This window comes from Pseudoalteromonas sp. Hal040 (genome assembly GCF_037162425.1).
In the GTDB taxonomy this organism is placed as follows: domain Bacteria; phylum Pseudomonadota; class Gammaproteobacteria; order Enterobacterales; family Alteromonadaceae; genus Pseudoalteromonas; species Pseudoalteromonas gelatinilytica.
Window position 1 is genome coordinate 1,938,101 of record NZ_JARLUU010000001.1, and the last position, 25,485, is coordinate 1,963,585.

Here is a 25,485-nt window from a genome sequence, read left to right on the forward strand (position 1 = left end):
ACACACAATGAATATAAGTAAAATAGATTTAAACTTACTTGTTTACCTAGATACTTTACTAAGGGAATGTAATGTCACTAAAGCTGCTAACCAGCTAAGCATTACCCAACCTGCCATGAGTAATGGCCTAAAAAGACTCCGTAATTTATTTAACGACCCTATTTTAGTGCGCACCAGTGAAGGTATGGTACCAACGGAGCGTGCAAAAGAGCTTCAGCCGGTGATCCGCGGCATTTTAATGACCCTTGAAGAAACACTTGCCCCAAATCGCGAGTTTGAAGCATCTCAAAGTAAGCGTGTTTTTCGTATCATGGCCAGTGACTATGCAGCAAGTACCCTTGCCCCACGCTTATTAAGTAAATTACACGAAGAAGCCCCCGATACCACACTCGATATTTTGACCCCAAGTGATGTAACCTTCCACGACGTTGAAAACGGTAAAGTGGATATGGCTATCAACCGCTTCGAAAACTTACCGCAGTCGTTTCACTACAAACAGATTTGGAAAGACAGCTTTTGTTGCCTAGTAAAAGCAGATAACCCAATCATCAAAGAATTTAGCCTAGATAGCTATTTAAAAGCGCGCCATATTTGGGTAAGTAAAACCGGTTTTGGTGTAGGTGTGGGTATGGACCCTAAAGATGTGCAAAAACTAGGTTGGGTCGATGAGGCACTCGCTCATTTTGGCAAACACCGTAATATTGCCACGTTTACTCGTAATTATCACGTAGCCATTCACTTAGCGAAAGAACAAAACTTAGTGGCAACGCTGCCTTCAAAAGCGGCGAATATTTATTTAGACGATCCGGGCCTGAAAATTCTTGAGCCGCCATTCCCTATTCCGCCATTTGAGCTAGATATGATTTGGAGCCCGCTATTACACCGTGATGCAAGCCATATTTGGTTACGTCAAAAGGTTGCTGAAGTAGCCGAAGAGCTTAAGTAAGATTTTACCAACCAGATTGTAATTATTGCTGATAGGCCAAGCATTAACCTAGCTTATCAGCATCCTCCTCCGGTTAAAAACCCATAACCGCATGAAATATAACAACTTTATATTTAATTAATGAACTGGAATATGCTTTGCAAGTAACTTATTGCATTGTTTTTAATATTCAAAAAGAGGTCATTATGAATACTCATCAAGGACACGACGTTCATCATATTGCAGATATCATTCAAGTTATGAATAGCGGTATCGATTTTTATGAAAAAGCTCAGGAAAAAGTAACCGACCCAAGCATTATTGCCTTATTTCAACGCATGATAGATGCCCGCAAAGTCAGTATCGAGCGCTTACAGCCCTATGCTATTAATGAAACAGGCCACAGAGAAAATGGCTCTGATTTTGCTGTAGAAGCGCGTAAAGCCTATACATCGCTAATTACCAAACTCGGTGCCGACAAAAACGCCACCTATGTTAGCGAACTTGAAGAAGTTGAAGATAAAACACTAGCAGAAATCAAGCATGCGCTAAAAAAACCACAACCCCATGATTGTGAAGCCGCGTTATCAAAAACCCTGCTGACAATTCAAAGTTGTCATGCTGAAATGAGTAAAATGAAAAAGCATTAAATTGTGTGAGTGCAAAGCCCAGTTAAGCTGGGCTTTTATCTGTTTAGATAAACGACTTGTATCTCATCTGATAGTTTAACTATTAGGTTGGTGGTTTACCGTCGGGCAGCTACGTGCCATGCCCAAGGGTCTCGTGCCCCATATGACTTAAGTTGTTATATTTCCGTCAAATACTAGCGACACACGAACAGAGATCCCGTTCCCATCGTCTTCATCGTAATTTGGAAACACTCCGATCTATAATTAATTGACGTTACCTCACTAAAACATTTAGCAATATGGCGTGTTAAACATGCACATAGTCTTGCCTGTTTATTAACTATTTTTTGTGAAATGTTTTTCTGCGACAACTTTAAGAACGTTGTACCCCATTGTGGCAAAATCATCTGAGTTTTGGCGAGGGTTTTGACCTAAAAATTCAAAATCGGCTTTCCCAATAATGCCACCACCTACTGTTGTGATGGATTTTATGTGCGCCCCTCCAACTTTTATCGCTTTACAATCTTTAATATCCTCAGCTGTTGGGGGCTTTCTACCTGTCCAATCTATTAATGCAGCTAAGAATAACCTGCTCTCTATTTTATTTTCATGTATATCTATAAGTTTAGAAACTACGACACCACAAGCATATTTTCCATCGCTAAGAGCAATCGGCCAATAATGGCCTGGCTCTAGGTACGATGTCGACTTTGGTGTAAACGGATACTTCATAAAGTTAATGCCTTAATGAATAACAAAATTTAGATCTCTTTTATGAGTTTATTAGGTAAAAATACCGAACTTTGTAAGGGCTTGAACAACTCCCACTTGTATAAAGAAAACTCCAAAAGTAAACAAAAACGACCACATAATAGATATGCCTAATACTCTAGAGTAACAATAGAAACAGCGATATAGGATGCCATTAAACCCAAAAAACCACCAATGAGTATCAAGCATAACATTGAAAGAAAAGTTCCTATAAATACTGAAATAGCACAGAGTTTTAATTCGTTATTAGTCGCAGCAAAAAATCGCAGGCAAAATTAGCGATTGAAGAGCACAAGCCTGCTGTTTTGTGCACTTTGTTTAATTTCCTTGTTTGCTACAGGTGCCACTTACCCAGTTAGGGAAAATGAACTTCAATATCCATAGGCTTAATATTGTCAATTGTGTAGTTACCACACACAACAGCCATGCATAAATGTATTTGTTATAGAGACTTTACAGGTAAGTCACTTATTTTGTATATCACTCGTGGTCCCATACAAAATGTTATTAAACCATCATCTCTTTTCGGAAACTTGTAATAGATAGCTATAGAAGTTTTACCCAACATATTAGTAGCAAGCTGGAAAGTTGAAACTCTATAAGATCTCAATTCGGGCCTGTGCTCTAGATCAAATGGTTCATTAACAAATGTGGGAACGGTCAATAAAGGTTGGTCAAAATTACTTTCAAACGAAATTTCAGCTCGAAAAGCTTTAGCCTCGCCGTAATCCAAAGGGTAGTAAACTTCTATATGCGATATCTCACCGTAAATACTTTGAGTTTTAAAAGCTGATACCCCACTCGTATTTTCAGTCGAGCAAGCAATGCTAAAAAATGAAGTTAATGAAAATAAAAATACTAGAAATCTCACTGTATCTCCTGAAAATAAAACGCAATTGCAAGAATTTGGTAAACACTATTTATCTTTTTAGTGGCTCGTTATATACCCCTCAACTCCGAAAGCATAAATTCTTTAGTAGATAAACACAATGTCAGCTCACCGTTTGGACCTATTGGAGGTTGATAGGAAACCCTAACCTTTATTTTGTCTAAAGCCATAGGGGAACATAATTAAGACAGCGAATAACCCTCCACCGTAAAATCATCTAAATTAAGTACTTGTAGTTCTTAATGAGTACTGTCGATAGAGTATATAGTCCTCAATGTAATTAAAATACGGAGAGAGTTTTTCATTTACAATCCTTCTAACTGTATATACGTAAAGCTACAATTTAATCACTCGCATAGTCAAGAAACGACCCTTTCGCTCGTTTTATACAGTTAAAAAGCTAGCACTACTAGATTTTTATAACACTAGCAATTAGTTAACAAGTTTGTTAAAAAAGTACCAATAAGAAAAACGCGCAATTTGCTCGCTATAAACATGTTATAAGCCACTCTAGTTTGGCACTAAATTAAGGATGATGATGAAAAAAACTCTTTTACTGCTAATGTCTCTTTCGCTATTCGCATGCTCTTCGACTCCTCCTAAGCTTGATGCAAACGAAGAATTCGAACGACTCTATGTCGCGCTTGGAATGGAAGAAATCTTAAGTTCATTTGGTGGTGAAATAAATATCAGTCCTGAAAAATTGTTTTCAGAAACGTTGAGTGATTTACCTGAAAATCAAAAAAGAATTTTTATCGAGTCTTTGCCTTCAAAAATAATGACTGATCCTATCAATGTAAATGCAGCTAAAGTTGTATTTAAAACAAAGCTTCTCTCGTTATTAACAGCCGAAGAGTTAAAGATTGCAGCAGATTTTTATTCTAGTAATGTTGGCTTAAAGGCACATCGAGCTATCATAGAGGCAGAAGTAGCTGTTTCTGAGTCTTTAGATTGAATTAATGGCTTATAACAAGTTACTCAAAAGGACGCAAAACGCTTGGCTTGTGCTCCTTCGTCGCTAATTTTAGCCAAGCATTTATTCGCCCATTAGTAAGGCTTTAAGGTGTACTTGGTGTTTACTTCTGAACCAAATTATTCTCAATATACTCATGAGGAACTTTTAGATGTTTTAGAGCATATTGATCGGGATAAATATCATCATAGGTATCAAATTGTACTTAAAGAAATAGACAATAGAAATAAAGGTATTTCTCCAAAAACTGGTTCTAAGTGTAAGTCACCAATAAGTTCTGTTAAAAACGATGATAACGTTGTAATTAAAGCAATAACTAATTTAAGGTTAAATACCTCGCGGCTTTTGAAAACTATTTTTCTTTTAGGTTGTATTTTTACTTTCTTGGCATTTGTGTTTACACCACAATCCGAGGGGTTCGGTGACTTCGTAGCTTTTATAGTGTTTTTATTTTTAAGCCCATTTTTACTTGTTTATTGCATTCATGCAGTAAAAACTGGAGAAATAGAAATTAAAGCAATAACTGTTAAGCGCAGTGAATCACCCGGTTGTTTTTGGTTAGGTATCGTCACGTATGCAACATTTTCAATTTTTGTTTTGTTTACTCTAATTTGGAATACATACACCTAACAAGGTAAATTAAAAGTGCGGACAAAAACAGTTGGCTTTGTTCGTGCCTCACAAATTTTGCAACTACTTTTTGCCGTTTATCGCGGCGTTAGCTATATGGTGTAATCGAATGAGAGTTTTAGTCTACTTTTTATTAGTTGGTTTAATAGCTTGTAGTAAAGATTATCAAGTTTCTACAACCAATTATAAGAATTTAACAAAATCTCAAACTTTTACATTAACGAGTACATGTGGAGATAAAGTTATAGCTATTAAGATAGAAGGCTATGGAAACTCTACCGGTTCTTCCGTTATACATTTGATGCTAAACGGTGAAGCGTATAAATCTGAAACTCTAGATGGTGAGTTCAAATTTAAATGGTCTGGTGACTGGTACAGCGAAAAGGCTATTATACGTTACATTGCAAACTCGGATAGCATAACTAATTTAACTTTGAGCTACAGAATGGAATGTGTATAGCTAACAAATTAATCAATCAATGGACGCAAAACTGTTGGATTTACTCACTGCTTTCGTTTTTTAGCCAATAACTACCACCTAAACGGGGCATTATATACCCTTTTAAAATATGGATATTGAACTACTATATGCTGCGAAAGCGGCTCACAAAAAATCGATATATCACCGAGATTCTTTGCGAAATAGCAACAAATGTGGTTGTTTCTATTGCCTCGATATATTCGATTACAAAAATATCCTATATTGGACAGATGATGGGGATACAGCTCTTTGTCCAACTTGTGACATAGATTCAGTCATTGGCGATGATTCTGGTTATCCTGTTACAGAAGAGTTCTTATCAGCTATGCAACAAATCTGGTTCAGTGCGTAATGAGTATGGGCGCAAAACGCATGGCTTGTATTCCATCGTCGTATATTATAGCCAAGTTTTAGTTGCCGCTTAGTGTGGCGTTAGCTTTGTGAGAGAATTGTTTGCATCCTATCGAATTAACTTTCTATAGATTAGTATCCAGAGAAATCGAATTATCTGACTTCGAGAATTGGGTGTACACGGAACCTACACTAGAACAAACCTTAAACTCTGATGATTATCTCGAAATCATTTCAATAAACTACAAAAGGCCTTCCAGTTTATATCAAGCCCAAAAAGTGCTTTCAAAGTATTTTTCTATGGGTAAATATTATGAATGGAGTATTCGCAACATCCTCCATAAAATAATTGCTAAGCCGCACGATGTGGATAAATATATCGAGCAATGTTATGACCTATATTGCGAAGGATTTGGTTTCATGGATAACCTTGGGTTGGGTTACGGTCTTGGTTTAACTTGTCCAGATGGTTTTAATGATAAAGTTGATGAATTCTACCCTCACATTGCTGAAGAAGCTGAAAGAGTAATATTGTGGCTAGATACAAGGAAAATAGTAATAACGGGGCATAGTGGTGAGTATCGGGGTATCGAATACGATGATAATCGAAGCCACAAAGAAAAAGAGCCAACAAGTTATAAAATACAAAAATCAAAAAAGTAGTGGCAGTTTTGGTTCTAAGTACAGCTAACAAACGCCAAGTGATGGAACTGCTAGAGTTTGGCTTGGTTCCGCTTCGATTCATAATTTTTAGACAAACATTATCACCCCCTTTACAGGGCAAAAGGTTTCTAAATGAGATGGTATCTCACACTATTCATCATTGCAGCGCTTGCGGGTTGTGGAAAAAACACTTTACCTTCTGGGCTAAAGATGGAGAAATCTAAGGTCTTAACTTCTTCGCTTGGGCATAAGGCATATATTGTTGAAACAAGTTCTGTAAGTGATGATGTTACTCAAGTATTTCTTGATTTTGCTGACGGCACTTGTGGTGCGGGAGTCATAGCTTCTTACCAATTGAATGCTGAGTTCAAGCTGACTTGGTTGAGTGGGAATGAATTACAGATTAAGAAAACTAAGCCTCTTGAAGTTCAATATAATGCTTCGTGGCCATTATTACGCTGTTCTAATCACGTGGTTAAAGTTAGCGTCGTAGAGTTCGAAGCTAACAATAAAATTTAAAATGAAAAAATACTGGCTGGCGTTTATTCTTCACGCACTCTAGCAAACAAGTAGTTGCCCTTTTATTTAGTAGTTAGATAAGCGGTTTGTATCTATTCTGAGAGTTTAATTGTTAGGTTTAAACATCAATTGAGAGACAGCAACTAGCAAATTCACAATCCGAAGTGCTAGCTTTCCCGCAGTTCCGCGAAGTTCCAATTACTGACCATCAAGCATGACTCGTTACTGTCCCAAGACGTGTTTAGGCGAATTTTAAAAGAGCGAACATCGGCCGTTCACAATTGCTTTTCTATTTCGTCAAAGTCTATTGCTCGCATAGTCAAGAAAACGACCCAATCGCTCGTTTTTATCCAGAGGTAAAAGCAAGAACTCCTAAATTTTAATAACACTGGCAATTAGTTAACAAGTTTGTTAAAAATAATCTAATAAGAAAAGCGAGCGATGCTATAGAAGAAAAACGCGCGATTCGCTCGCTATAAACATGTTGAACTAAGCCGCTACGCGGAGATCCAATGCTCACCAACTGAGCCACACTTACCTTGGGGTTATCCCATAACTTGGAGGTAAGTCATGAACCCACTCATAGAACAAGTCAAAACAGAAATAGCCTATCGAGGTTATTCGCAACGTACATGTAAAAGTTATTGCGAACATTTACTTAAATTGAGTCATTATTTTGATAAGCCACTCGATTTAATTACCGATGAAGAACTGAATGCGTTTTTTAATGATCCTGCTATTCGTAAACTTTCTAGAGCAAGCCAAAAAGTACAGATAAACAGTATTTGGTTTTTGTTTAAACATATTTTGCATCGACCGCTGAACCTAGATATCGCATTACCAAAAGCGAAGACTCGTGCACCAACCTATCTATCTCGAGACGATGCTCGGCTGCTAATAGAAAGCTGTACGGATATGCGATTAAAAACGTTAATAGTGGTTTGCTATGGCTGTGGCTTACGCATTGGTGAGCTTCTACATATTAAAGTGAAAGACATTGATGGAATACGTAAAACCATATTGATTGAACAAGGTAAAGGAGATAAATCGCGTTATGTTGTCGTTTCAGATAGCGTACTAAATCAATTACGCAGTTACTGGAAAATGTATCACCCAACGGGTTGGATGTTTTACTCGCGATTGTTAATGGATAAGCCTATGTCAGCATCGACCTTTAGGAAGCCATTGAGAAAGCACGCACAAGCGTGCGGCTTAAAACACTGTAATCCACATGCACTACGCCATGCTTATGCAACACATCAACTTGAATCGGGTATGCCACTGCATCAACTTCAACACCAGCTTGGTCATAGTGACATTAAAACCACGCAAAGTTACTTACATTGGTTACCTGAATTGGGGCATGGCGGTGTTGATTTACTCGCAAGTTGGGTTAAATCATGAGCACTTTGCACCTAGCTGATATTTTATATTCGAGTCTTGGGCATTATCGTCAACACCATACAATGAGCTATCAGCAATTACGCGTCTGCCAGCACATTCTATCATGCAGAACGGGTCGGCTCGGTTACCAAGCATGGCAATGTGATAGCTGTGGTGAGTCGCAAAAGATTGGGTGTAGTTGTCGAGACCGTCATTGTCCGCGTTGCCAAGGCATAGCCACGGCTAAGTGGGTGCAAAGACAGCGGGAAAATTTATTACCGTGTAGGTATTTCCACCTTGTTTTTACGCTCCCCCATGAACTCAATATCATTGCGCACTACAACCCAAATATGTTGTATCAGTGTTTATTCAAGGCCACATGGCAAACGCTGAGTAAATTTGCCAACCGAAAAGGACATGGTCAATTAGGCATGACAAGCGTACTGCATACATGGGGGCAAAATTTAAGTCAGCATATCCATTTACATTGTTTGATACCCGCAGGTGCAATATATAAAGCGCACTGGTATGAAATAGAAAAAGGCTATTTATATCCCGTAAAAGCGTTATCAACAGTCTTTAGAGGGAAAATGCTGGCGGAACTCAATGAGTGTGATAGTTCATTGGCGAAGATAAACACGCCAACAAAATGGTGTGTGTATAGCAAGTCCTGTTTAACGTACAGTGAAAAGCTAATGAGTTACCTTGCGCGTTATACCCGAAAAGGTGTGATGTCAGAATCGCGATTAGTGTCAGCGACTGAAGAAACAGTGAGATTTAAATATCGCGACTATGCAGATAACAACCGCGATAAAGTCATGACACTGAGTTGTGATGAATTTTTGCGGCGTTACTTACAACATGTATTGCCTAAAGGGTTTATGCGCATTCGCCACTACGGTTTTTTAGCTAATGCGTGTCGCAAGCGAAAGTTAGCGTTAATAAAGGCTCAATCAACACACAAATGCAAACTAGTGCAGACAAAGCCAGAAACAGAATCATTGGTACCGCATTGGTTTTGTCAGTCATGCAAGGTGGGTATTTTACGATTTATTGGTGTGATGAATTCAGATACGCCGACAAATGAAATAGTGCGAACGAGTTAGCAGCCTTGCTTGCTGCTTAAAATGAATGAGTTAACCTGCTTAATTGCTCAGGCTAACGACCTCTGTGTGCGTAAAAATATAATTGCTTCTTAAGGCAAATTTAGGTGTAATGGAAGCATAATAAACGCTGAGTAAAGCAGGGATAGCTTAGATGCGATAGGCTCGCCAGTAACGTTGGCTTGATATCGCTTAGGCCAGAAAAAGCAAATTCCCATAGCATAAACAACACCAACTCTGACACACCGAGCAGGTAGCGGCTCAGTCCAACAAGCGATTATGCAACACAAACTGCGTGTCGCATAAATACTAAAATGTTATGTGCATTAGGGAGTTTTACGGAAAGTGAGTTTCTTAAAAGTTTTTTATTATCGCGCGCTCTCCTTTATTGCTTCAATCTGCTTTGCGTCTTCAGTCTGTGCTAGTAGCTGCTATATCACCGAAGATATGGTGAATGAATGGAATCAAAAATATGGTGAAGACGTTCAGATAACAGCTAAAGAAAAGGACGGTGAGTTTCTCGTTGAAGCTTCATTTCCGCTTAAGCTGGGAGAATCAGAGTTTGAAGGTATTTGGTTATTTAAGGGTCAACCTGTCTTTGATGCAACTTTAATGAATCACGATTTTTCCATGCCTATCGCGCCATGGAAAAAAGAAGATGGCTATGGTCATATTTTTTATACAGTTAAGTCATATCTAGCTAGCGAGAATTACCTTTCCATTACGTATGGAGAAGATTGTGGGATGTATATCCAATTTCCAGTTATTTTTACCACACAATAAAGGACGCATGTATTATCAAGTGCGCACATAACAAACGCATTAACACTCGTCGCGCTCGCTAGGGACAAAAACACGTAGGCTCCCTGCGCTTCGCTTGGTATTGTAGCCTACGTATTTTTGCCCGTTATGCGGGCGTTGGTATGACTCCCACTGTCAAGTTAAACACACTGATCCTTGCCTAACTTTAAGCCATAATTTCTTAACTCGAATTAGAGAGAGTTAACGCATAGGATGAAGCAAGTAATTTCGTCGGTTTTCATGCTGGTATTCGTTGGTTACTCATTTTCATGAGCAGAGCAGACCTTACTTAACTCGACGTGGCACCTGTCTTCAGTCTATGTTCGTGGTTCAATGTTGCGGTAGCAACATTGCCATCCTAACGCCGTCGGTGGTTGTGCCACACCCGATGCTTGACCCAATGCATTAACTCTAATTCGTTCATATTAAGCAGGTACTCTAGATAATCTTAATTTAGGATTTATCGGAGAGAGTACAATTTGTTTTGCAATTGCCCAGATATAGGCAATCATTTCTCGCGCAATGGCGGTGACAACAAGGTTGTAATGCTTACCTTTATTAATGAGCTTTTTATAACGTTTACAGAGCCTTAATTGTGCTTTCCATGCGATATCAACAATCTGTTTTGGTAAACCTTCTTGTCGTTTTTGTAACTCGGTCGATATGTTGGCAGCATGACGGTAACTATGAGCACCTTCGACTAATAAGCGCCTTGCTCGACCATTGCCGCATTTAGTAATTGCGCCAATGTGCCTTTTACCCCCGCTCGAGTGTTCACTTGGTACAAGGCCAAGGTAGCTCATCAGTTTACGCGGATGGTCGAAGCGCGTTAAATCACCAAGCTCAGCAACAACGCCAGCGGCCACGAGTAAGCGAACACCGCGCATAGCCTGAATGGCTTTAACAAGGGGATAGTATCGCCATTGATAAACATGGTGAGACAGTTCGTTGTCGAGTCGCTCTAATCGTGCAATTCGCTCATTTATAGTTTGAATAAACTCTTGTAAAACGATTTGCTGTGCTGGATGCGGCAGTACTAGTTCAGTAAGCCATCGTAAGTGTTTGAGAGACCAGTTTGCAGTGCCTGCATAGTTGATATTGTTGCGAAGAAGCAGTGCTTTCAGTTGGTATTTGGCATCTTTTAAGTCTTTCATTGCAACCTCTCGAGCACGAGATAAATCACGAATAGCTTCGTCTTCAGGCTCAGGCACATAAATAGGGGTTAAATCTTCAGACTTGAGTAATTTAGCTAACTTAAGCGCATCACGCTTATCGGTTTTAATACGCTCGCCAGGCTTTTTAGGGATAAGCGAAGGAGCAACCACGTAGCAACAATGTCCCAAAGAAGTAATTAAGCGATAAATCCAGTATCCACAGGGGCCAGCTTCATAAACGAAATGCAGAGTTGCATTAGGGTATTTAGATTCAAATTGCCTGATAAGTTTTTTAATAGCGACTTTAGCAGAAGAAATGCGGCCGAAATGAATGGGTTGTGCGCCACGATTGTCTTCAATATAGGCAACTTCAATGAATTCTTTATGAGTATCTAAGCCAATGAAAAGTATGTTATGTTTAGTCATGCTAGCCTCTGCTGTTTAGTTATTTGACAAACTAATTATGGCTCTGGCTTTAAGCTAACCCACGAAAATGCGGAGGCTAGCACCGTGTGGGAGTCATTATGTCTAGGTTACTAATGAGTACAGATATAGAACCGATGTATATTGATTGCGGTAAGCATGGAAAGCGAGTGGCTGCCGTACTATGTGGTCATCTTGTCAAACCTGAGGGAGAGCCTCTCGGTTTCATTGAAAATTCAAGCGTTCCAAATGATCTTCAAGCTTGGTGTTATCAATGTGAGGCTGTTTTTGAGCAAGAGGACGGCATGACAGAAAGATTCAGAGAGTTTAATCAAATGTCAGTCGTATGTGTTAACTGTTACGAACAAGCAGCACAGTATCACAATGTAGATTGAGGTTCGTAACCTAACAAGCTGTTTAAAATGGACGCCTTACTGCTTGGCTGGCGCTCATTCTTCGCTAATTTTAGCCAAGCGTAATCCGCCCATTAACAGGGCGTTGGTATGACTCCCACTGTCAAGTTAAACACACTGATCCTTGCCTAACTTTAAGCCATAATTTCTTAACTCGAATTAGAGAGAGTTAACGCATAGGATGAAGCAAGTAATTTCGTCGGTTTTCATGCTGGTATTCGTTGGTTACTCATTTTCATGAGCAGAGCAGACCTTACTTAACTCGACGTGGCACCTGTCTTCAGTCTATGTTCGTGGTTCAATGTTGCGGTAGCAACATTGCCATCCTAACGCCGTCGGTGGTTGTGCCACACCCGATGCTTGACCCAATGCATTAACTCTAATTCGTTCATATTAAGCAGGTACTCTAGATAATCTTAATTTAGGATTTATCGGAGAGAGTACAATTTGTTTTGCAATTGCCCAGATATAGGCAATCATTTCTCGCGCAATGGCGGTGACAACAAGGTTGTAATGCTTACCTTTATTAATGAGCTTTTTATAACGTTTACAGAGCCTTAATTGTGCTTTCCATGCGATATCAACAATCTGTTTTGGTAAACCTTCTTGTCGTTTTTGTAACTCGGTCGATATGTTGGCAGCATGACGGTAACTATGAGCACCTTCGACTAATAAGCGCCTTGCTCGACCATTGCCGCATTTAGTAATTGCGCCAATGTGCCTTTTACCCCCGCTCGAGTGTTCACTTGGTACAAGGCCAAGGTAGCTCATCAGTTTACGCGGATGGTCGAAGCGCGTTAAATCACCAAGCTCAGCAACAACGCCAGCGGCCACGAGTAAGCGAACACCGCGCATAGCCTGAATGGCTTTAACAAGGGGATAGTATCGCCATTGATAAACATGGTGAGACAGTTCGTTGTCGAGTCGCTCTAATCGTGCAATTCGCTCATTTATAGTTTGAATAAACTCTTGTAAAACGATTTGCTGTGCTGGATGCGGCAGTACTAGTTCAGTAAGCCATCGTAAGTGTTTGAGAGACCAGTTTGCAGTGCCTGCATAGTTGATATTGTTGCGAAGAAGCAGTGCTTTCAGTTGGTATTTGGCATCTTTTAAGTCTTTCATTGCAACCTCTCGAGCACGAGATAAATCACGAATAGCTTCGTCTTCAGGCTCAGGCACATAAATAGGGGTTAAATCTTCAGACTTGAGTAATTTAGCTAACTTAAGCGCATCACGCTTATCGGTTTTAATACGCTCGCCAGGCTTTTTAGGGATAAGCGAAGGAGCAACCACGTAGCAACAATGTCCCAAAGAAGTAATTAAGCGATAAATCCAGTATCCACAGGGGCCAGCTTCATAAACGAAATGCAGAGTTGCATTAGGGTATTTAGATTCAAATTGCCTGATAAGTTTTTTAATAGCGACTTTAGCAGAAGAAATGCGGCCGAAATGAATGGGTTGTGCGCCACGATTGTCTTCAATATAGGCAACTTCAATGAATTCTTTATGAGTATCTAAGCCAATGAAAAGTATGTTATGTTTAGTCATGCTAGCCTCTGCTGTTTAGTTATTTGACAAACTAATTATGGCTCTGGCTTTAAGCTAACCCACGAAAATGCGGAGGCTAGCACCGTGTGGGAGTCATTATGTCTAGGTATACAATTAAACTTATGACGAAAGACGAATGGCTTAAATGTAAAAACGCTTCATTGATGATCGAATTTATTTGGACTCAAGAACCTTATATTTCTGTTGCCAAAAAATTTGAGGTATATCCAAATTCTGAAAATTGGATGGATTATCTAAGTGTTGAAATGCCACTCTTTCAATTTTATCTATCCTCATGCCGTAGCATTTGGTCATTGCTGACTCAAGAAGAAAGTAGAAAAGGAATTGAGCTTGCTGAGGGGTTTGTTGAAGGTAAGGTTAAGTGGGATTCTGTAAGCGAATATAATTGGCATGTTGAAGGTGCAGCATTTTGTTTTGACGATCCACCTGATCAAGAAAGAATTGATATTTGGATTCAAGATGTAGAAAGCCATTCATTAGATCTTATTAATAAATTAAAAAATGAAGGCAAGGAAGAAATTTGTACTCAGGAATTATTGAAACAAGCTGCGTATTTTGCAGACTACGCAATGATTTATCCTTCAATTCAACCAAAGGGAAGACTTAATGATGAATATAGTAAATTCCTATGTCCAACATTACTCCGGCAGTTTGTAAGTTACCCTTTGATCTAGAGTACAGTATGCCTAACAAACGCTTCAACAAAGGACGCAAAAAGCTTGGCTTGCGTCAATTCGTTCCTAATTTTAGCTAAGCATTTTGCGCCTGTTAAGCGGGCGTTAGGTCTCTAGAGAATTCCTCATGCAATTGGTTATAAAAATAATTTCAATTTTACTCTTTCTTCAAATTTTAAACGTTAATGGAGCTGACGTGGAACCAGAACCAGAATATATAGAATTGTCTACTGATACTTGGGTTTTAACTTTACCAGAATCATGGAAGCCTGAAGCTATCGAAGGTGGGGTTAGAGTCGATTCAGCGGATGAGGTTTTTTCGATTTATGTATCCACATACAATGTTGATACTCCTACCAGTGGCTGGGCACAAAGGGATATCGAAATAGTTAAAAACTCCAAACATTCAGATCCAGAGAGTGATTTTAAATACATGCAAGAAACAGTAGATTTAGACTCAAATATCCAATCTTTTATTCTTGATGCATATGACAAAAAGAACAGCTTTCGAATTTATACGCAGCACTTTCGAATGGGCAATAAACTTGTTACTTTTTCTATTCATGATTATTGGTGTCAGTCTTATAAAAAGTCTGTTAACTTTACAAAAGACTTACTAAAAGGTTTTAAAATCAAGACCTAACAAGCGCATTAAGTGAAGGGACTGCTAACGCTTGGCTCGGTTCCGCTTCGCTGCACAGTATAGCCAAGCATTAACAGCCCTTTATGCGGGCGTTACTGATTAAATACTCAAACGTGTTTATGTCCAAAAACGAGTTTATCCGACAGTTTGCTTCTGGCACATATGCGCCGATCAGGTTTGAACAATTCCTTTTAATCAGACCTGACAGAGATACTTAAGATTTATTGCCCCGTTAAACGCTTCGCAAATGAAATTGCATAGGCTGTTGAGCGTAATTTAAGTACTTTGTCATCACTTGGTATAAAGCCTTTAGACAACAGGTTTGGGTCATAATTAGTAAGATCGCAGCCTGACTCACCTGTCGATTCTATGGTTAGCTTTCCTAAATTAATTGTTTTGCGATCCGCAGGCCAACGAACTGAAGGGTCAGTTAATGCATCACCGGGCTCGGCTAATTGTGCTTGAAAACGATAATGCACCTTCCCTTTTGCTAAATCTTCTTCAAGTCGCTTAGCCAAAAATGATTTAGGGAAGGTTTTCATTTGCTCTTCTGTTAGCACCTGCTCTGGCTCTTCTGGCACCATGGTCCATCTAAAGGCATGCTTAGCACCCTTTTCATCAACCATGTAAAAGGTATGCACACCAAAATAACGCGAAGACACATACGATGCTGGCGGGTTATGGCTTTGTAGCCAATTAAATTGCCCTAAGGTACTCGGGTTTTGCTCTCTGTATGCTTTTACTTTTGCAAAATCAATTTGCCCTGTTTTCTCGTCAGGTAATAAGGTACTTAGCAAACCAAAAAACGCTTCTGGGCTGTTGCCTGCAAACACTGGCGTACTTAGCCCTGCAATATTGTGTACATCACCATTTTCTAGCACAAACTGCACCCCCATTCCTCGTGGGGCACGTGATGTTTCATCAGCGTGAGGGTTACCACCGCCCATAGAAAAACGAATATTTGCTTTTGACGGTGCGTTAAATAAAGGGCTAATTGAATACTGCTTTGCTGCTTGATTAGGTGTAAATGTGCCGACAGCGCACACCCCTTTGGCGTGACCTTTTCTGATACCGGGCTGCTTTCCTGAAAGCTTTTCAAATAAATTAATAAAATCTTGCCCGTTTACTGGTTGCTCAGCAAAACTTGCTGTTGGTAAAACAAGGTACATAGCACAAACTAAAGGCTTAATTTTTAGCATTTATCCATCCTTTAAACTTAGTTCCAACAAAAATGACCAGACTAACCTGAAAATCATTTCATCAAAGCTAATAAATATTTTTACCAACAAAAACGCTACAAACATTTAATAAACTTAGAATATTTATTTAACTACCATTTTTTTAAAAGCTGCTAACTTTAAATTTAGGATCCTAAAAACTGCTGTGGCGCCCAGCATTTTAAAAATAATCCGTGGTATTAATCACGACTATGGCTAGTCCACTTAATCGTAAATTTTGTGGCTTGGTCAAAAACAACAAGGACCTAATTATGGTGAAACAACATAAAAAAACCACTGCAAACGCTGATGTAGATATGACCCCTATGCTCGATATTGTGTTTATCTTGCTGATATTTTTTATCGTCACAACCTCATTTGTTAAAGAGCGCGCTATTGAAGTCAATCGCCCTTTAGCAAAACCAAGTCTTGAAAACCCTAAAAAACAAGCGCAATTTATTATCACTGAAAACGACAGTATTTATTTTGCAAACCGGCTTATCACACCAGAGCAAATAATCGCTAACCTTGCCTTATTTGCCGCACAGTTTGAAATGACGAATGTACAAGTAACAGCAAGTGAGCAAAGCAGCCACAAAACTTTAGTAACCTTGCTTGATAAAATAAAACAATATCAAGATGTGCCAATCTCTATAAGCACGTCTTTATAACTAAAAAAGGGCCTAACGGCCCTTTGCAAAGTTAAATAATAAAGGAATCTAAAGGGAGTTTAGAACTTGTACTCTGCACCTACGTAGTAGTACGCACCGTTAAAACCAAATGGTGCTGAACGACGTGAGTAAGTGAATACACCAGGGCTTGAAACAATTGTGTTGCCGCTTGCATCAACAATCGTACCCGAGCGTGAATTACCAATGGTGTTCTTATCTGGGTAAACATCAAATAAGTTATTTGCACCAATGTTAAATGACAGATTTTCGTTAAAGAAGTAGTTAACTTTTACATCAGTTAAGATTTCAGCACCGTATGTTTGACGACCACCGTCTTCAACTGTGTACTCGCCGTAACGGTTTAGAGAAAGGTTTACTGTCCAATCTTCTAAACGGTAAAGCGCACTTAAGTTAATGCGGTCTTCTGGTTGCCATTCTTCGATAATTGACGTTTCTTGTTCAGAAAACACATCTTCTACTGGAATAGTTTCAAGACCACTGCCTGATGGCGTAAATAAATCAACTACATCTGTTTTGGTGAAGTTAGCAGCAAAGGTAAAATCTAGCGTACCGCCAAGGCCTTCTGTGTTCCATGTTGCAACTAAATCAACACCTTCGGTTTCGGTGTCTGCACCATTTAAGAAGAACTGACCCGCACCTGCGCCTGAACTTTCAAGTGCAGCATCAAGTGTATCTGATAACCCTTTACCTAAACGGTTAGAAATAACGATACGGTCGTCGATATCAATCGAGTAGTAATCAATGGTTAAATTGATATTGTCGGTCACGTTATACACGATACCTAGACTGCGGTTTTGTGACTTCTCTTCTTTTAGCTTAGGAATACCAATTGATTGCGCTAAGGTACTGTCGTTTCTAAACGTACCTACTTGCTCAGCCACTAAGCTGCCATCATCACCTACAACGAACTGTGTACTTACGTTATTAAAGTAAAGTTGTTGCATAGAAGGCGCTCTAAAGCCTGTGCTTAGTGCACCACGTAAAGATACATCTTCAGTAATTGACCAATTACCCGCTAACTTAAAGTTAACTGTATCGCCAAAACCTTTGTAGTTATCGTAACGTACTGCACCTGAGATAATTACATCATCAATAACATAGGTTTCTGCATCCATGTAGAATGAGATCACATCGCGCGACTCATCAACTGATGATGCTGGATCTGAACCACCAAAACCTTGCGTACCGCTTGCAGCATCAACACTGCCTACCCCGCCATTTAAGCCAGAATAGATGCTCACACCATCAACTGTGTCGTAATCACGATAAGCATATTCGCTACCTTCAAGAATACGGAACTCATCAGTACGAAGCTCAGCACCTAGTGCTAATGAGAAGTTATCGTAATCTTTGGTGTAATCAAGGTTGATTGTTTGAAGTGATAATTCAAGGCCATATGCATACGCTGAACGCGGAATCGTGGCACGAATTTCATCAGCCGTTAAACCTTGGTCATAACGAAGATAGTTAGCGTATGAGCCATTGATAGTGTCACTAGTTGTGTAATCAATGCTGTTTTCGCCATAGGTGTACGATAAATCAATGCTTGAATCATTATCGAACGACTTTTTAAAGCCCACGTTGTAAGACACGTCATCAATAATAGTATTAATTTTCGGTAAGAAACCCATTGGAATGGTCGCATCACCATCTTGCAATACAGGGTTACCTGTAGCATTTGCGTTATGACGGAAAAACGCAGCCGATTCATTTTCACGATTCGAATAAGTGATAAAGCCATATAGCTCACCACCAGCAAGCTCATAGCCAGTATTAATCGTTAAGGCAAATTGTTGTGAATCTGCATCACCAATTCTAAACGTATCACGAGGAGCCGTTAACTCACGCGGATCACCTGCTAATAGCGTACCGTCATCAAGTTCAGTACAGCCGTAAAATTGACATGAACCATGCAGGCCTGCACGGTTTGTCGGTGCACGGTCACGGTAGTTGATTGTGGTATTTAAATAACCATCATCACCAAGGGCAAAACCTGTGTTGAAATCAACATTGACTGTTTCACCATCACCTTCTGAATACTCACCGTAGTTAATCGCCGCTTTACCACCTTCTTCAGCGTCTTTTAATACGATATTAATAACACCTGCAATCGCATCTGAACCATATTGCGCAGCAGCACCATCACGTAATACTTCAATACGTTTGATTGCAGCAGCAGGAATGGCGTTCATGTCGGTACCTGCCGTACCACGACCTACTGACGTATTAATATGGATAAGGCTCGCTTGGTGACGACGCTTACCATTGATAAGAACTAAGGTTTGATCTGGCCCTAAACCACGTAATGTTGCAGGGCGAAGCGCGTCAGTACCATCACTGATAGACGAGCTTGAAAAGTTAAAAGACGGTGCGATAGCCTGAAGCATACGGCCTACTTCTGTTTGGCCTGTATTCTCGAGTGCTTCGGCACTTAAAATATCAACCGGAACCGGTAAATCTTCAACCGAGCGACCTGCTACACGGCTACCGACAACGGCAATTTTTTCGATGTTTTTCTCTGCTGATTGATCTTCTGCGAACGCTTGCGTATTGGCGGCAAGCAGTAATGGCACGACTGCAGCGCTGACCCCTGATACTTTGATCATGTTATTATCTATCCTATCTACTTGTTTGAGTTTTATACTCAGCAAGCCTTGTTGATCAACAACCGCATCGAGCTCAGTGCCTTCTAACATCGCATTCAGTGCATCCAATTTAGTATAAAAACCAAATAAAGATTGCGCTTGATATTGCTTTGCTAATTCGAAAGAAAAAATGACAGTTTGATCTGTTTGCTTTGCAAATTCGATTAACGCCAAATCAGCTCGTTGCGCTTTGATATCAAATTGCAGCATTTGTTTTTCAGCTGCTATTGCTATTTGGCCTGCTGTGAGGCCATAAATGACAATAGACGCTGGTAACAAAGGCAATTGCTTACTGCGCAATTTATACAAACAAGTGAGGAAGAAAAATCCGCTATGTAAATTTAACTTTTTTTAATTAATTTTTTGTGACGAGAAGGTGGCGCACAATTAACATCATTACATTGGCGTATTCTCATAGGCAAAACTAACCTTTTGCAGCGATAGTTAAGCTAACACGATGTTCACCTAAACGTTGATGTTTTACACCTAAGTTGGCCTGTAAAGAATCAAGTAACCCCTTTATGTCGTCTGTTTTAAATACACCAGCCACTTTCAATGAAGCAAGTTCTGGGTCATTCAATTCAAAACGTGTCGCGGTATAACGACTCACCTCTTGTAGAGCTTCGCCTAAAGACTCGCCATTAAAAATCAGCATTTCTTGTTGCCATGCCAAATCACGTTGTACGTCATCAACCGATAACTGTTTAATTGGTCCTGTTTTACTTTGTTTTATCAGTGCTTTCTCACCAGATACAACAACATTAGCGCGAAGCGCTTTAATATCTGCACTGTTATCCGAGGCATCTTTTAAACGATTAAAATCACTGGCATCAACCTGAGTACTCGGATCAGCAATCATCACCTTGCCCTCGGTTACCACTAACTCTAAGTCTGAGGCAGTATTTCGCTGCACATTAAACACGGTACCAAGAGCAGTAAATGATTTATCACCGGCAATAACAGTAAATGGACGACTTGCATCTTTAGCAACATTGAAGCGGCCTTCACCACGGCTCAAGATCAACTGACGGCGATCGCCGGTATAAGCTACTTCAAGTTTAGTATTGGTATTAAGCTGCACAATCGTGCTGTCGGGCAATACAAACGTGGCTTGCTCGCCCACTTTAGTGCGGTAAATTTTAGTAAACTTAGCGTAGTCGTTTTCTTCGTTCTGCCAGTAGCTTGAATAAATGAGCATGATACAACCAAGCAGCATCGCCACTAAAAAGCTAGCCGCCGTTGCCATACCAAATACAGCGGGTTGTTTTTGCGGGGCTTTATAAGGAAATAAGCTACTTAACTCGTTAAGCACACTCATTTCATCCCATAATGTCGCAAGTTCAAATAAGGCCTCTTGATGAGCCGCACTTTGATGAGCCCATAAATGTAATTGGCTCACTTCATCTTTCGATAAACCACGATCAATTGCACTGATCCATTGGCTCGCTTGCTCTTGAATCATGTCTTTTGATGAAAATGGATGGACATTACTCATTTGTTCACCTCTTTTGCAGTGAACTCTGTGGTAGGGGTAAATGCCTGGGGTTGTACATCGTGTGATTTCATTGCTCGGTGAACATGTAATAAGCCTTTGGCTATGTGTTTTTCAACAGTACTTTCGCTGAGTACCATTTTAGCAGCAATTTCCTTTTGGCTTAAGCCATAGACTTTTTTTAATATAAAACATTTTTTTACTTGCGGGCTTAATTCGTTAGTTACTCGGCAAAAAAACAAAAAGCGCTCTTTAGAGGTTACTTCATCTTCAAGTGCCATAGAACGCATGTGATGTTCAACTTGTTGCTGTTCATCTAACGATTCTTTGTATTTATTGTCCCATTTAGCAATGTGATTGAGTGCTAAATGTTTAGCCGTTTTCAGCATATAACTGTGAGTGTATTCGATATTTTGTTTAAGATCTGCTTCATAACTTTTTATAAACGTCTCTTGCACAATATCTTCTACATCATCAGGGCTGACGATACGTGATACAAAGCGCCTAAGTTTGCTCGATATCTCGGTAAAAGCGGTGATAACCCCAGTTTGATCTGTCATCCTTAACTCACCTTTATTATATTTTTATTGCTTTAGGGTACGAGATTTCAGTTTAATTACAAGCCATTTGTTAAGTTTTTGTACCTTCGGTAAACAAAGATTTCATAAACTCATAAAAAACCTCTGTTTTGCGCGTCACTAGGCTGTTTTGTGGTTTTAAAAACCATACAGGCGCGTCAGCATCAACAAGGCTATTAGGGAGTATTTCGATTAACCGCCCTTCTGCTAAATCATCTTTAATTGCAATATATGATTTAATCGCTATGCCATGACCTGCAATCGCAGCCTGAGTCATGTTATCTGAGTTAGATACGGTAAAACGCGTTCTCGCATTATAATTAACTAGTTGGCCACCCTCGTTAAGTTTAAGCTGTCGCTGCCATGGCAAGCATACCCAGTAATGCGCTTTAAGATCAGAGACCATTCTTGGTAGCCCATATTTTTCAATATAGCTTGGGGCTGCACACAAAATACGAGAGTTACTAACAAGCTTACGTGAAAGCAAGTTTGAATCTGCTAACTGACCTACTCGAATAGCTACATCTTGGGCATCATCCACAATATTTACAAATTGGTCTGTGATCATAAAATCGAGTTTCAAGTCGGGATATTGCTGTTCAAAATGACCAAGCTCTGGCATCACAAATTTTGAGAAGACCCAAGGCGGCATAGTAACTCGTAAAAGCCCTGTCACCGCCGAACCTCGTGCGCCAATTTGATGCTCAGCATCATACAGAGCCTCTAAAATAGCCCCAGCACGTTGATAAAACAGCTCCCCTGCTGGTGATAAGCGTATTCGTCTACTATCGCGAAACAGCAACACAGTGCTTAAGGCTTTTTCTAATTTACTTAAGCGATGACTAACCGTAGCGGGTGAAAGGCCTTGCGCTTTAGCGGCGGCGACCACACCTTGGTTTTCAACTATGGCAATAAAGGTTTCTAAATCACATAAACTGTACATGGCTTGATTCAATATTTTCGAATTTAGGTTTCAGTTTTGTATTGTATATATAAAAATTTAAAACTCTATACTTACTAAAAATAGTCAAAATGATTGGAGTATGTATGTCTTTAAAAACCCAAATCGATGCATTTGAAGTGCAAAAGAAAGCCAATGTCCCTGCTGATATCCTAAATTTGATGGATGTCACAACTGAAAAGCTGATTGCTGAACAATTAAGTCATCACGCTTTAAAAGTGGGTGATAAGTTTCCTGCATTTGAATTACCCGACAGCAAGGGTAAACAAATTAGCTCAACAGAATTGTTATCGAAAGGCTCGCTGGTGCTTAGCTTTTACCGTGGTGGTTGGTGCCCGTATTGTAATTTAGAGCTTCGCGCACTTAATAACATGCAACAAGCATTTGCAGATCAACATGCCCAATTAGTTGCTGTTTCTCCTCAGCTACCTGATGAATCACTCTCTACTCAACAGCAAAACGAGCTGGCTTATACGGTGCTTTCTGATGTGGCTAACTCATTGGCTAAAAAGTGTGGTTTGGTTTTCACGTTAGATGAGCGCTTGATCCCTATTTATGATCAGCTAGGCTTAGATATTCCTAAAGCCAATGGTAACGATAGCTACGAATTACCATTACCGGCAACTTACGTAATTGATAGCCAAGGGGTGATTCAATTTGCATTTGCTCATGAAGATTACACACTAAGAGCGGAGCCTTTAGATGTTCTTAACGCAGTTAAAGCAATTAACCGTGTTTAATAAAACCCTTTTTAGTCTCGTTTTATTGCTAACCTTAACTTTCTCGGGAGGCACAATGGCAGCGTCGCAAATCCAAGCAAAACCAAAGGTAATTGTGTTTGATGTCAATGAGACCTTGCTTGATCTTGAACAAATGCAAAGTTCAGTCGCTAATGCACTCGATGGTAATACCCAGTTATTGCCGCTTTGGTTTTCGACCATGCTGCATCACTCTTTAGTGAGTACGGTATCGAATGATTATCATGACTTTGCTGACATCGGCGTTGCCGCGCTGATGATGGTCGCAAGTAATAATCAAATTTCGTTAACCAAAGAGCAAGCTAAGCAAGCGATTGTGCCGCCGCTTTTATCTTTACCTGCGCATAGCGATGTTAAACAAGCATTGGCGCAATTAAAGCAAGATTATAAACTAGTCAGCTTTACCAATTCGTCAAATAATGGTGTCAAAGCGCAGTTTCAACATGCTGGCTTAACAGATTACTTTACTCACCGTTACAGTGTTGAAGATATTAAAGTGTATAAACCCGATCTGCGCGCTTACAAGTGGTTGCTTGAACAATTAAATGTAGCGCCTCACGAAGCTTTAATGGTTGCAGCACATGGCTGGGATGTGGCAGGCGCTAAACAAGCAGGAATGCAAACAGCGTTTATCGCAAGACCCGGAAAAGCCCTTTACCCATTGGCTAAGCAACCAGACTACATCGTTAAAAATCTTGAAGAGTTAGCCTTATTGCTTACTCAAAAGTAAGAAGCGATTTAATCTGTCTATCAACGCAAAGCGAAAATGCTTTGCGTTTTTTTGTGCCCAATAAAAAAGTAAACTACAGGGTGTACCTTTCTCTTTTTTGGGTATAAACTAGACGACAAATGAATATACATAGTTACGTCTTTCATGTTGATAGACTACTTTTTATGTATACCTACTTAACAATTGGACTGTGGAGTAAACATGCGTCTGCCTTTCGCACCTGCCAAATTATCATTATCTGCGTTGTTATTAGTTTCTGCTCCTTTGCTATTGCAAGGTTGTTCTGAAGCGCCACAGCAACAACAGGGTCAAATGCACCCTGCTGCTGTCGCGACTATGACTATGGAAACACACGATGCACCTTTTACTATTGAGCTGCCAGCGACGCTGTCTGGTTCAAAAGAAGTTGAAGTTCGTGCCCGTGTCACCGGAATTCTTGAATCACGCAACTTTGAAGAAGGTCAGCGTGTAGAGCAAGGCCAATCATTATTTACAATTGACCTAGAACCTTATCAACTTGCGGTTGATCGTGCGCAAGCTGCACTTGATGGTGCAAAAGCAGCGCTTGTTCAAGCTGATCGTGACGTTAAACGATTAGCTAAACTACGTGCCGAAAAGTCCGTTTCACAACGTGACTACGATAACGCAAGCTCAGCCAATGATATTGCAAAAACTGATTTAGCCGCAGCAAAAGTTGCCTTAAAAGAAGCGCAACTAAACCTTGAATATGCGCAAGTAAAAGCCCCTGTCGCAGGAGTAATGGGACGTGAGTTTGTCTCTGAAGGAACGTATGTTTCTGGTCCAGATTTATTACTGACTCAAATGACTCAGTTTGACCCTATTCGTATTCGTTTTGGTTTATCAGAGCGTGAACAACTGCAAATGCGTCAAGATGTTAAAAATGGTTCACTGACGTTACCAGAGCAAGGCCACTGGCAAACACAAATTAAACTTCAAGACGGCTCTTTATACGGGCAAACCGGTGAAGTTAACTTCTCTGATGTGCGTATTAATCCAAACACAGGTACCAGTGAGTTTCAGGCAATTATTCCTAACCCTGATTTTCAGCTTCGCCCGGGCCAATTCGTTCGCGTTGAGTTAAGTGGTGCAGTACGTAAAAACGCTTTCATCGTGCCGCAACGTGCAGTACTTGATAACGGCACTGGTAAGTTTGTTTATGTTGTAAGTAAAAACGAGCAAGGTATGGATGTCGCTTTACCTGCCCCTGTTACTGTAGGTGAGTGGATCAAAAAACCAGAAAATGAGCAATACCAAAAATTTTGGTTAATTCGCAGTGGTTTAAAAGAAGGCGACCAAGTTATTGTTGATGGCATGGCACGTATTTTCTTCCCAGGTATGCCAGTTAATGTTGGCAAACCTGCCGCTAACTCAAGCCACGCAGAATAAGCACAGGGAGT

At 39.9% G+C, this 25,485-nt stretch carries 26 protein-coding genes; 17 read left to right on the forward strand and 9 right to left on the reverse strand.

The window, feature by feature from the left end; genetic code table 11:
- Positions 1-7 precede the first annotated feature (7 nt).
- Positions 8-946 (forward strand): LysR family transcriptional regulator, encoded by a 939-nt coding sequence (locus tag P4S60_RS08710; protein ID WP_063704880.1) that lies wholly within the window; start codon positions 8-10, stop codon positions 944-946.
- 185 nt (positions 947-1,131) lie between these two features.
- Positions 1,132-1,575, forward strand: a complete 444-nt coding sequence (locus P4S60_RS08715) for a ferritin-like domain-containing protein (protein WP_063704876.1) — start codon at positions 1,132-1,134, stop codon at positions 1,573-1,575.
- A gap of 315 nt (positions 1,576-1,890) precedes the next feature.
- Here the strand turns inward: P4S60_RS08715 and P4S60_RS08720 are convergent, their stop codons facing one another.
- Entirely contained in the window at positions 1,891-2,286 is a 396-nt protein-coding gene (locus P4S60_RS08720; RefSeq protein ID WP_337115692.1) for a hypothetical protein, read from the reverse strand.
- Positions 2,287-2,767: 481 nt separating this feature from the next.
- The gene (locus tag P4S60_RS08725; RefSeq protein WP_337115693.1) at positions 2,768-3,196 is read right to left on the reverse strand and encodes a hypothetical protein; all 429 of its coding nucleotides are present in this window, start codon (positions 3,194-3,196) and stop codon (positions 2,768-2,770) included.
- A 556-nt stretch (positions 3,197-3,752) separates the two neighbouring features.
- Between P4S60_RS08725 and P4S60_RS08730 the strand changes: the two genes are divergently transcribed.
- The 8 genes from P4S60_RS08730 (at position 3,753) to P4S60_RS08765 (ending at position 10,100) form a co-directional block, all read left to right on the forward strand.
- Entirely contained in the window at positions 3,753-4,169 is a 417-nt protein-coding gene (locus tag P4S60_RS08730) for a hypothetical protein (RefSeq protein WP_337115694.1), read from the forward strand.
- Positions 4,170-4,286: 117 nt separating this feature from the next.
- Positions 4,287-4,817, forward strand: coding sequence for a hypothetical protein (locus tag P4S60_RS08735; protein WP_337115695.1), 531 nt, complete (start codon positions 4,287-4,289; stop codon positions 4,815-4,817).
- A gap of 109 nt (positions 4,818-4,926) precedes the next feature.
- Positions 4,927-5,277 (forward strand): hypothetical protein, encoded by a 351-nt coding sequence (locus P4S60_RS08740; RefSeq protein ID WP_337115696.1) that lies wholly within the window; start codon positions 4,927-4,929, stop codon positions 5,275-5,277.
- A gap of 474 nt (positions 5,278-5,751) precedes the next feature.
- On the forward strand, positions 5,752-6,312 hold the full coding sequence (locus tag P4S60_RS08745) for a hypothetical protein (RefSeq protein ID WP_337115697.1): 561 nt from the start codon (positions 5,752-5,754) through the stop codon (positions 6,310-6,312).
- A 132-nt stretch (positions 6,313-6,444) separates the two neighbouring features.
- Positions 6,445-6,831, forward strand: a complete 387-nt coding sequence (locus P4S60_RS08750) for a hypothetical protein (RefSeq protein WP_337115698.1) — start codon at positions 6,445-6,447, stop codon at positions 6,829-6,831.
- A 570-nt stretch (positions 6,832-7,401) separates the two neighbouring features.
- A complete protein-coding gene (locus P4S60_RS08755; protein ID WP_337115699.1) occupies positions 7,402-8,235 on the forward strand; it encodes a tyrosine-type recombinase/integrase in 834 nt (277 codons plus the stop codon).
- Positions 8,232-9,320 (forward strand): IS91 family transposase, encoded by a 1,089-nt coding sequence (locus P4S60_RS08760; protein WP_442961482.1) that lies wholly within the window; start codon positions 8,232-8,234, stop codon positions 9,318-9,320. The genes P4S60_RS08755 and P4S60_RS08760 overlap by 4 nt, the downstream gene beginning before the upstream one ends.
- Positions 9,321-9,662: 342 nt before the next feature.
- Positions 9,663-10,100, forward strand: coding sequence for a hypothetical protein (locus tag P4S60_RS08765; RefSeq protein ID WP_138625644.1), 438 nt, complete (start codon positions 9,663-9,665; stop codon positions 10,098-10,100).
- Positions 10,101-10,543: 443 nt separating this feature from the next.
- On the opposite strand, the gene P4S60_RS08770 is transcribed toward P4S60_RS08765, so the two are convergent.
- Positions 10,544-11,698, reverse strand: coding sequence for an IS110 family transposase (locus P4S60_RS08770; RefSeq protein WP_337115700.1), 1,155 nt, complete (start codon positions 11,696-11,698; stop codon positions 10,544-10,546).
- A gap of 98 nt (positions 11,699-11,796) precedes the next feature.
- Between P4S60_RS08770 and P4S60_RS08775 the strand changes: the two genes are divergently transcribed.
- Positions 11,797-12,090 carry a hypothetical protein gene (locus P4S60_RS08775; RefSeq protein ID WP_337115701.1) on the forward strand — a complete coding sequence of 98 codons (294 nt, stop codon included), beginning with the start codon at positions 11,797-11,799 and terminating at the stop codon, positions 12,088-12,090.
- A 411-nt stretch (positions 12,091-12,501) separates the two neighbouring features.
- On the opposite strand, the gene P4S60_RS08780 is transcribed toward P4S60_RS08775, so the two are convergent.
- On the reverse strand, positions 12,502-13,656 hold the full coding sequence (locus P4S60_RS08780; protein WP_337115700.1) for an IS110 family transposase: 1,155 nt from the start codon (positions 13,654-13,656) through the stop codon (positions 12,502-12,504).
- 98 nt (positions 13,657-13,754) lie between these two features.
- Between P4S60_RS08780 and P4S60_RS08785 the strand changes: the two genes are divergently transcribed.
- Positions 13,755-14,351, forward strand: a complete 597-nt coding sequence (locus P4S60_RS08785) for a hypothetical protein (RefSeq protein ID WP_337115702.1) — start codon at positions 13,755-13,757, stop codon at positions 14,349-14,351.
- A gap of 127 nt (positions 14,352-14,478) precedes the next feature.
- Positions 14,479-14,994, forward strand: a complete 516-nt coding sequence (locus tag P4S60_RS08790; protein WP_337115703.1) for a hypothetical protein — start codon at positions 14,479-14,481, stop codon at positions 14,992-14,994.
- 221 nt (positions 14,995-15,215) lie between these two features.
- Here the strand turns inward: P4S60_RS08790 and P4S60_RS08795 are convergent, their stop codons facing one another.
- On the reverse strand, positions 15,216-16,193 hold the full coding sequence (locus tag P4S60_RS08795) for a catalase family peroxidase (RefSeq protein WP_138625372.1): 978 nt from the start codon (positions 16,191-16,193) through the stop codon (positions 15,216-15,218).
- A 290-nt stretch (positions 16,194-16,483) separates the two neighbouring features.
- On the opposite strand from P4S60_RS08795, the gene P4S60_RS08800 reads away from it, so the two are divergent.
- Entirely contained in the window at positions 16,484-16,882 is a 399-nt protein-coding gene (locus tag P4S60_RS08800; RefSeq protein ID WP_337115704.1) for an ExbD/TolR family protein, read from the forward strand.
- Between the two features lie 59 nt (positions 16,883-16,941).
- On the opposite strand, the gene P4S60_RS08805 is transcribed toward P4S60_RS08800, so the two are convergent.
- The 4 genes from P4S60_RS08805 to P4S60_RS08820 all read right to left on the reverse strand — a co-directional run bounded on the left by P4S60_RS08805 (position 16,942) and on the right by P4S60_RS08820 (position 22,561).
- Positions 16,942-19,758 (reverse strand): TonB-dependent receptor plug domain-containing protein, encoded by a 2,817-nt coding sequence (locus P4S60_RS08805; RefSeq protein WP_337116845.1) that lies wholly within the window; start codon positions 19,756-19,758, stop codon positions 16,942-16,944.
- Between the two features lie 214 nt (positions 19,759-19,972).
- On the reverse strand, positions 19,973-21,043 hold the full coding sequence (locus P4S60_RS08810; protein ID WP_337115705.1) for a FecR family protein: 1,071 nt from the start codon (positions 21,041-21,043) through the stop codon (positions 19,973-19,975).
- Positions 21,040-21,600, reverse strand: a complete 561-nt coding sequence (locus P4S60_RS08815; RefSeq protein ID WP_337115706.1) for an RNA polymerase sigma factor — start codon at positions 21,598-21,600, stop codon at positions 21,040-21,042. The genes P4S60_RS08810 and P4S60_RS08815 overlap by 4 nt, the downstream gene beginning before the upstream one ends.
- A gap of 70 nt (positions 21,601-21,670) precedes the next feature.
- A complete protein-coding gene (locus P4S60_RS08820) occupies positions 21,671-22,561 on the reverse strand; it encodes a LysR family transcriptional regulator (RefSeq protein ID WP_337115707.1) in 891 nt (296 codons plus the stop codon).
- Positions 22,562-22,665: 104 nt separating this feature from the next.
- Between P4S60_RS08820 and P4S60_RS08825 the strand changes: the two genes are divergently transcribed.
- The 3 genes from P4S60_RS08825 to P4S60_RS08835 all read left to right on the forward strand — a co-directional run bounded on the left by P4S60_RS08825 (position 22,666) and on the right by P4S60_RS08835 (position 25,474).
- Positions 22,666-23,319, forward strand: coding sequence for a peroxiredoxin-like family protein (locus P4S60_RS08825; RefSeq protein ID WP_337115708.1), 654 nt, complete (start codon positions 22,666-22,668; stop codon positions 23,317-23,319).
- 55 nt (positions 23,320-23,374) lie between these two features.
- On the forward strand, positions 23,375-24,067 hold the full coding sequence (locus P4S60_RS08830; RefSeq protein ID WP_337115709.1) for a haloacid dehalogenase type II: 693 nt from the start codon (positions 23,375-23,377) through the stop codon (positions 24,065-24,067).
- 201 nt (positions 24,068-24,268) lie between these two features.
- Positions 24,269-25,474: an efflux RND transporter periplasmic adaptor subunit gene (locus P4S60_RS08835; RefSeq protein ID WP_337115710.1), complete on the forward strand. Its 1,206-nt coding sequence runs from the start codon at positions 24,269-24,271 to the stop codon at positions 25,472-25,474.
- Positions 25,475-25,485: the final 11 nt, after the last annotated feature.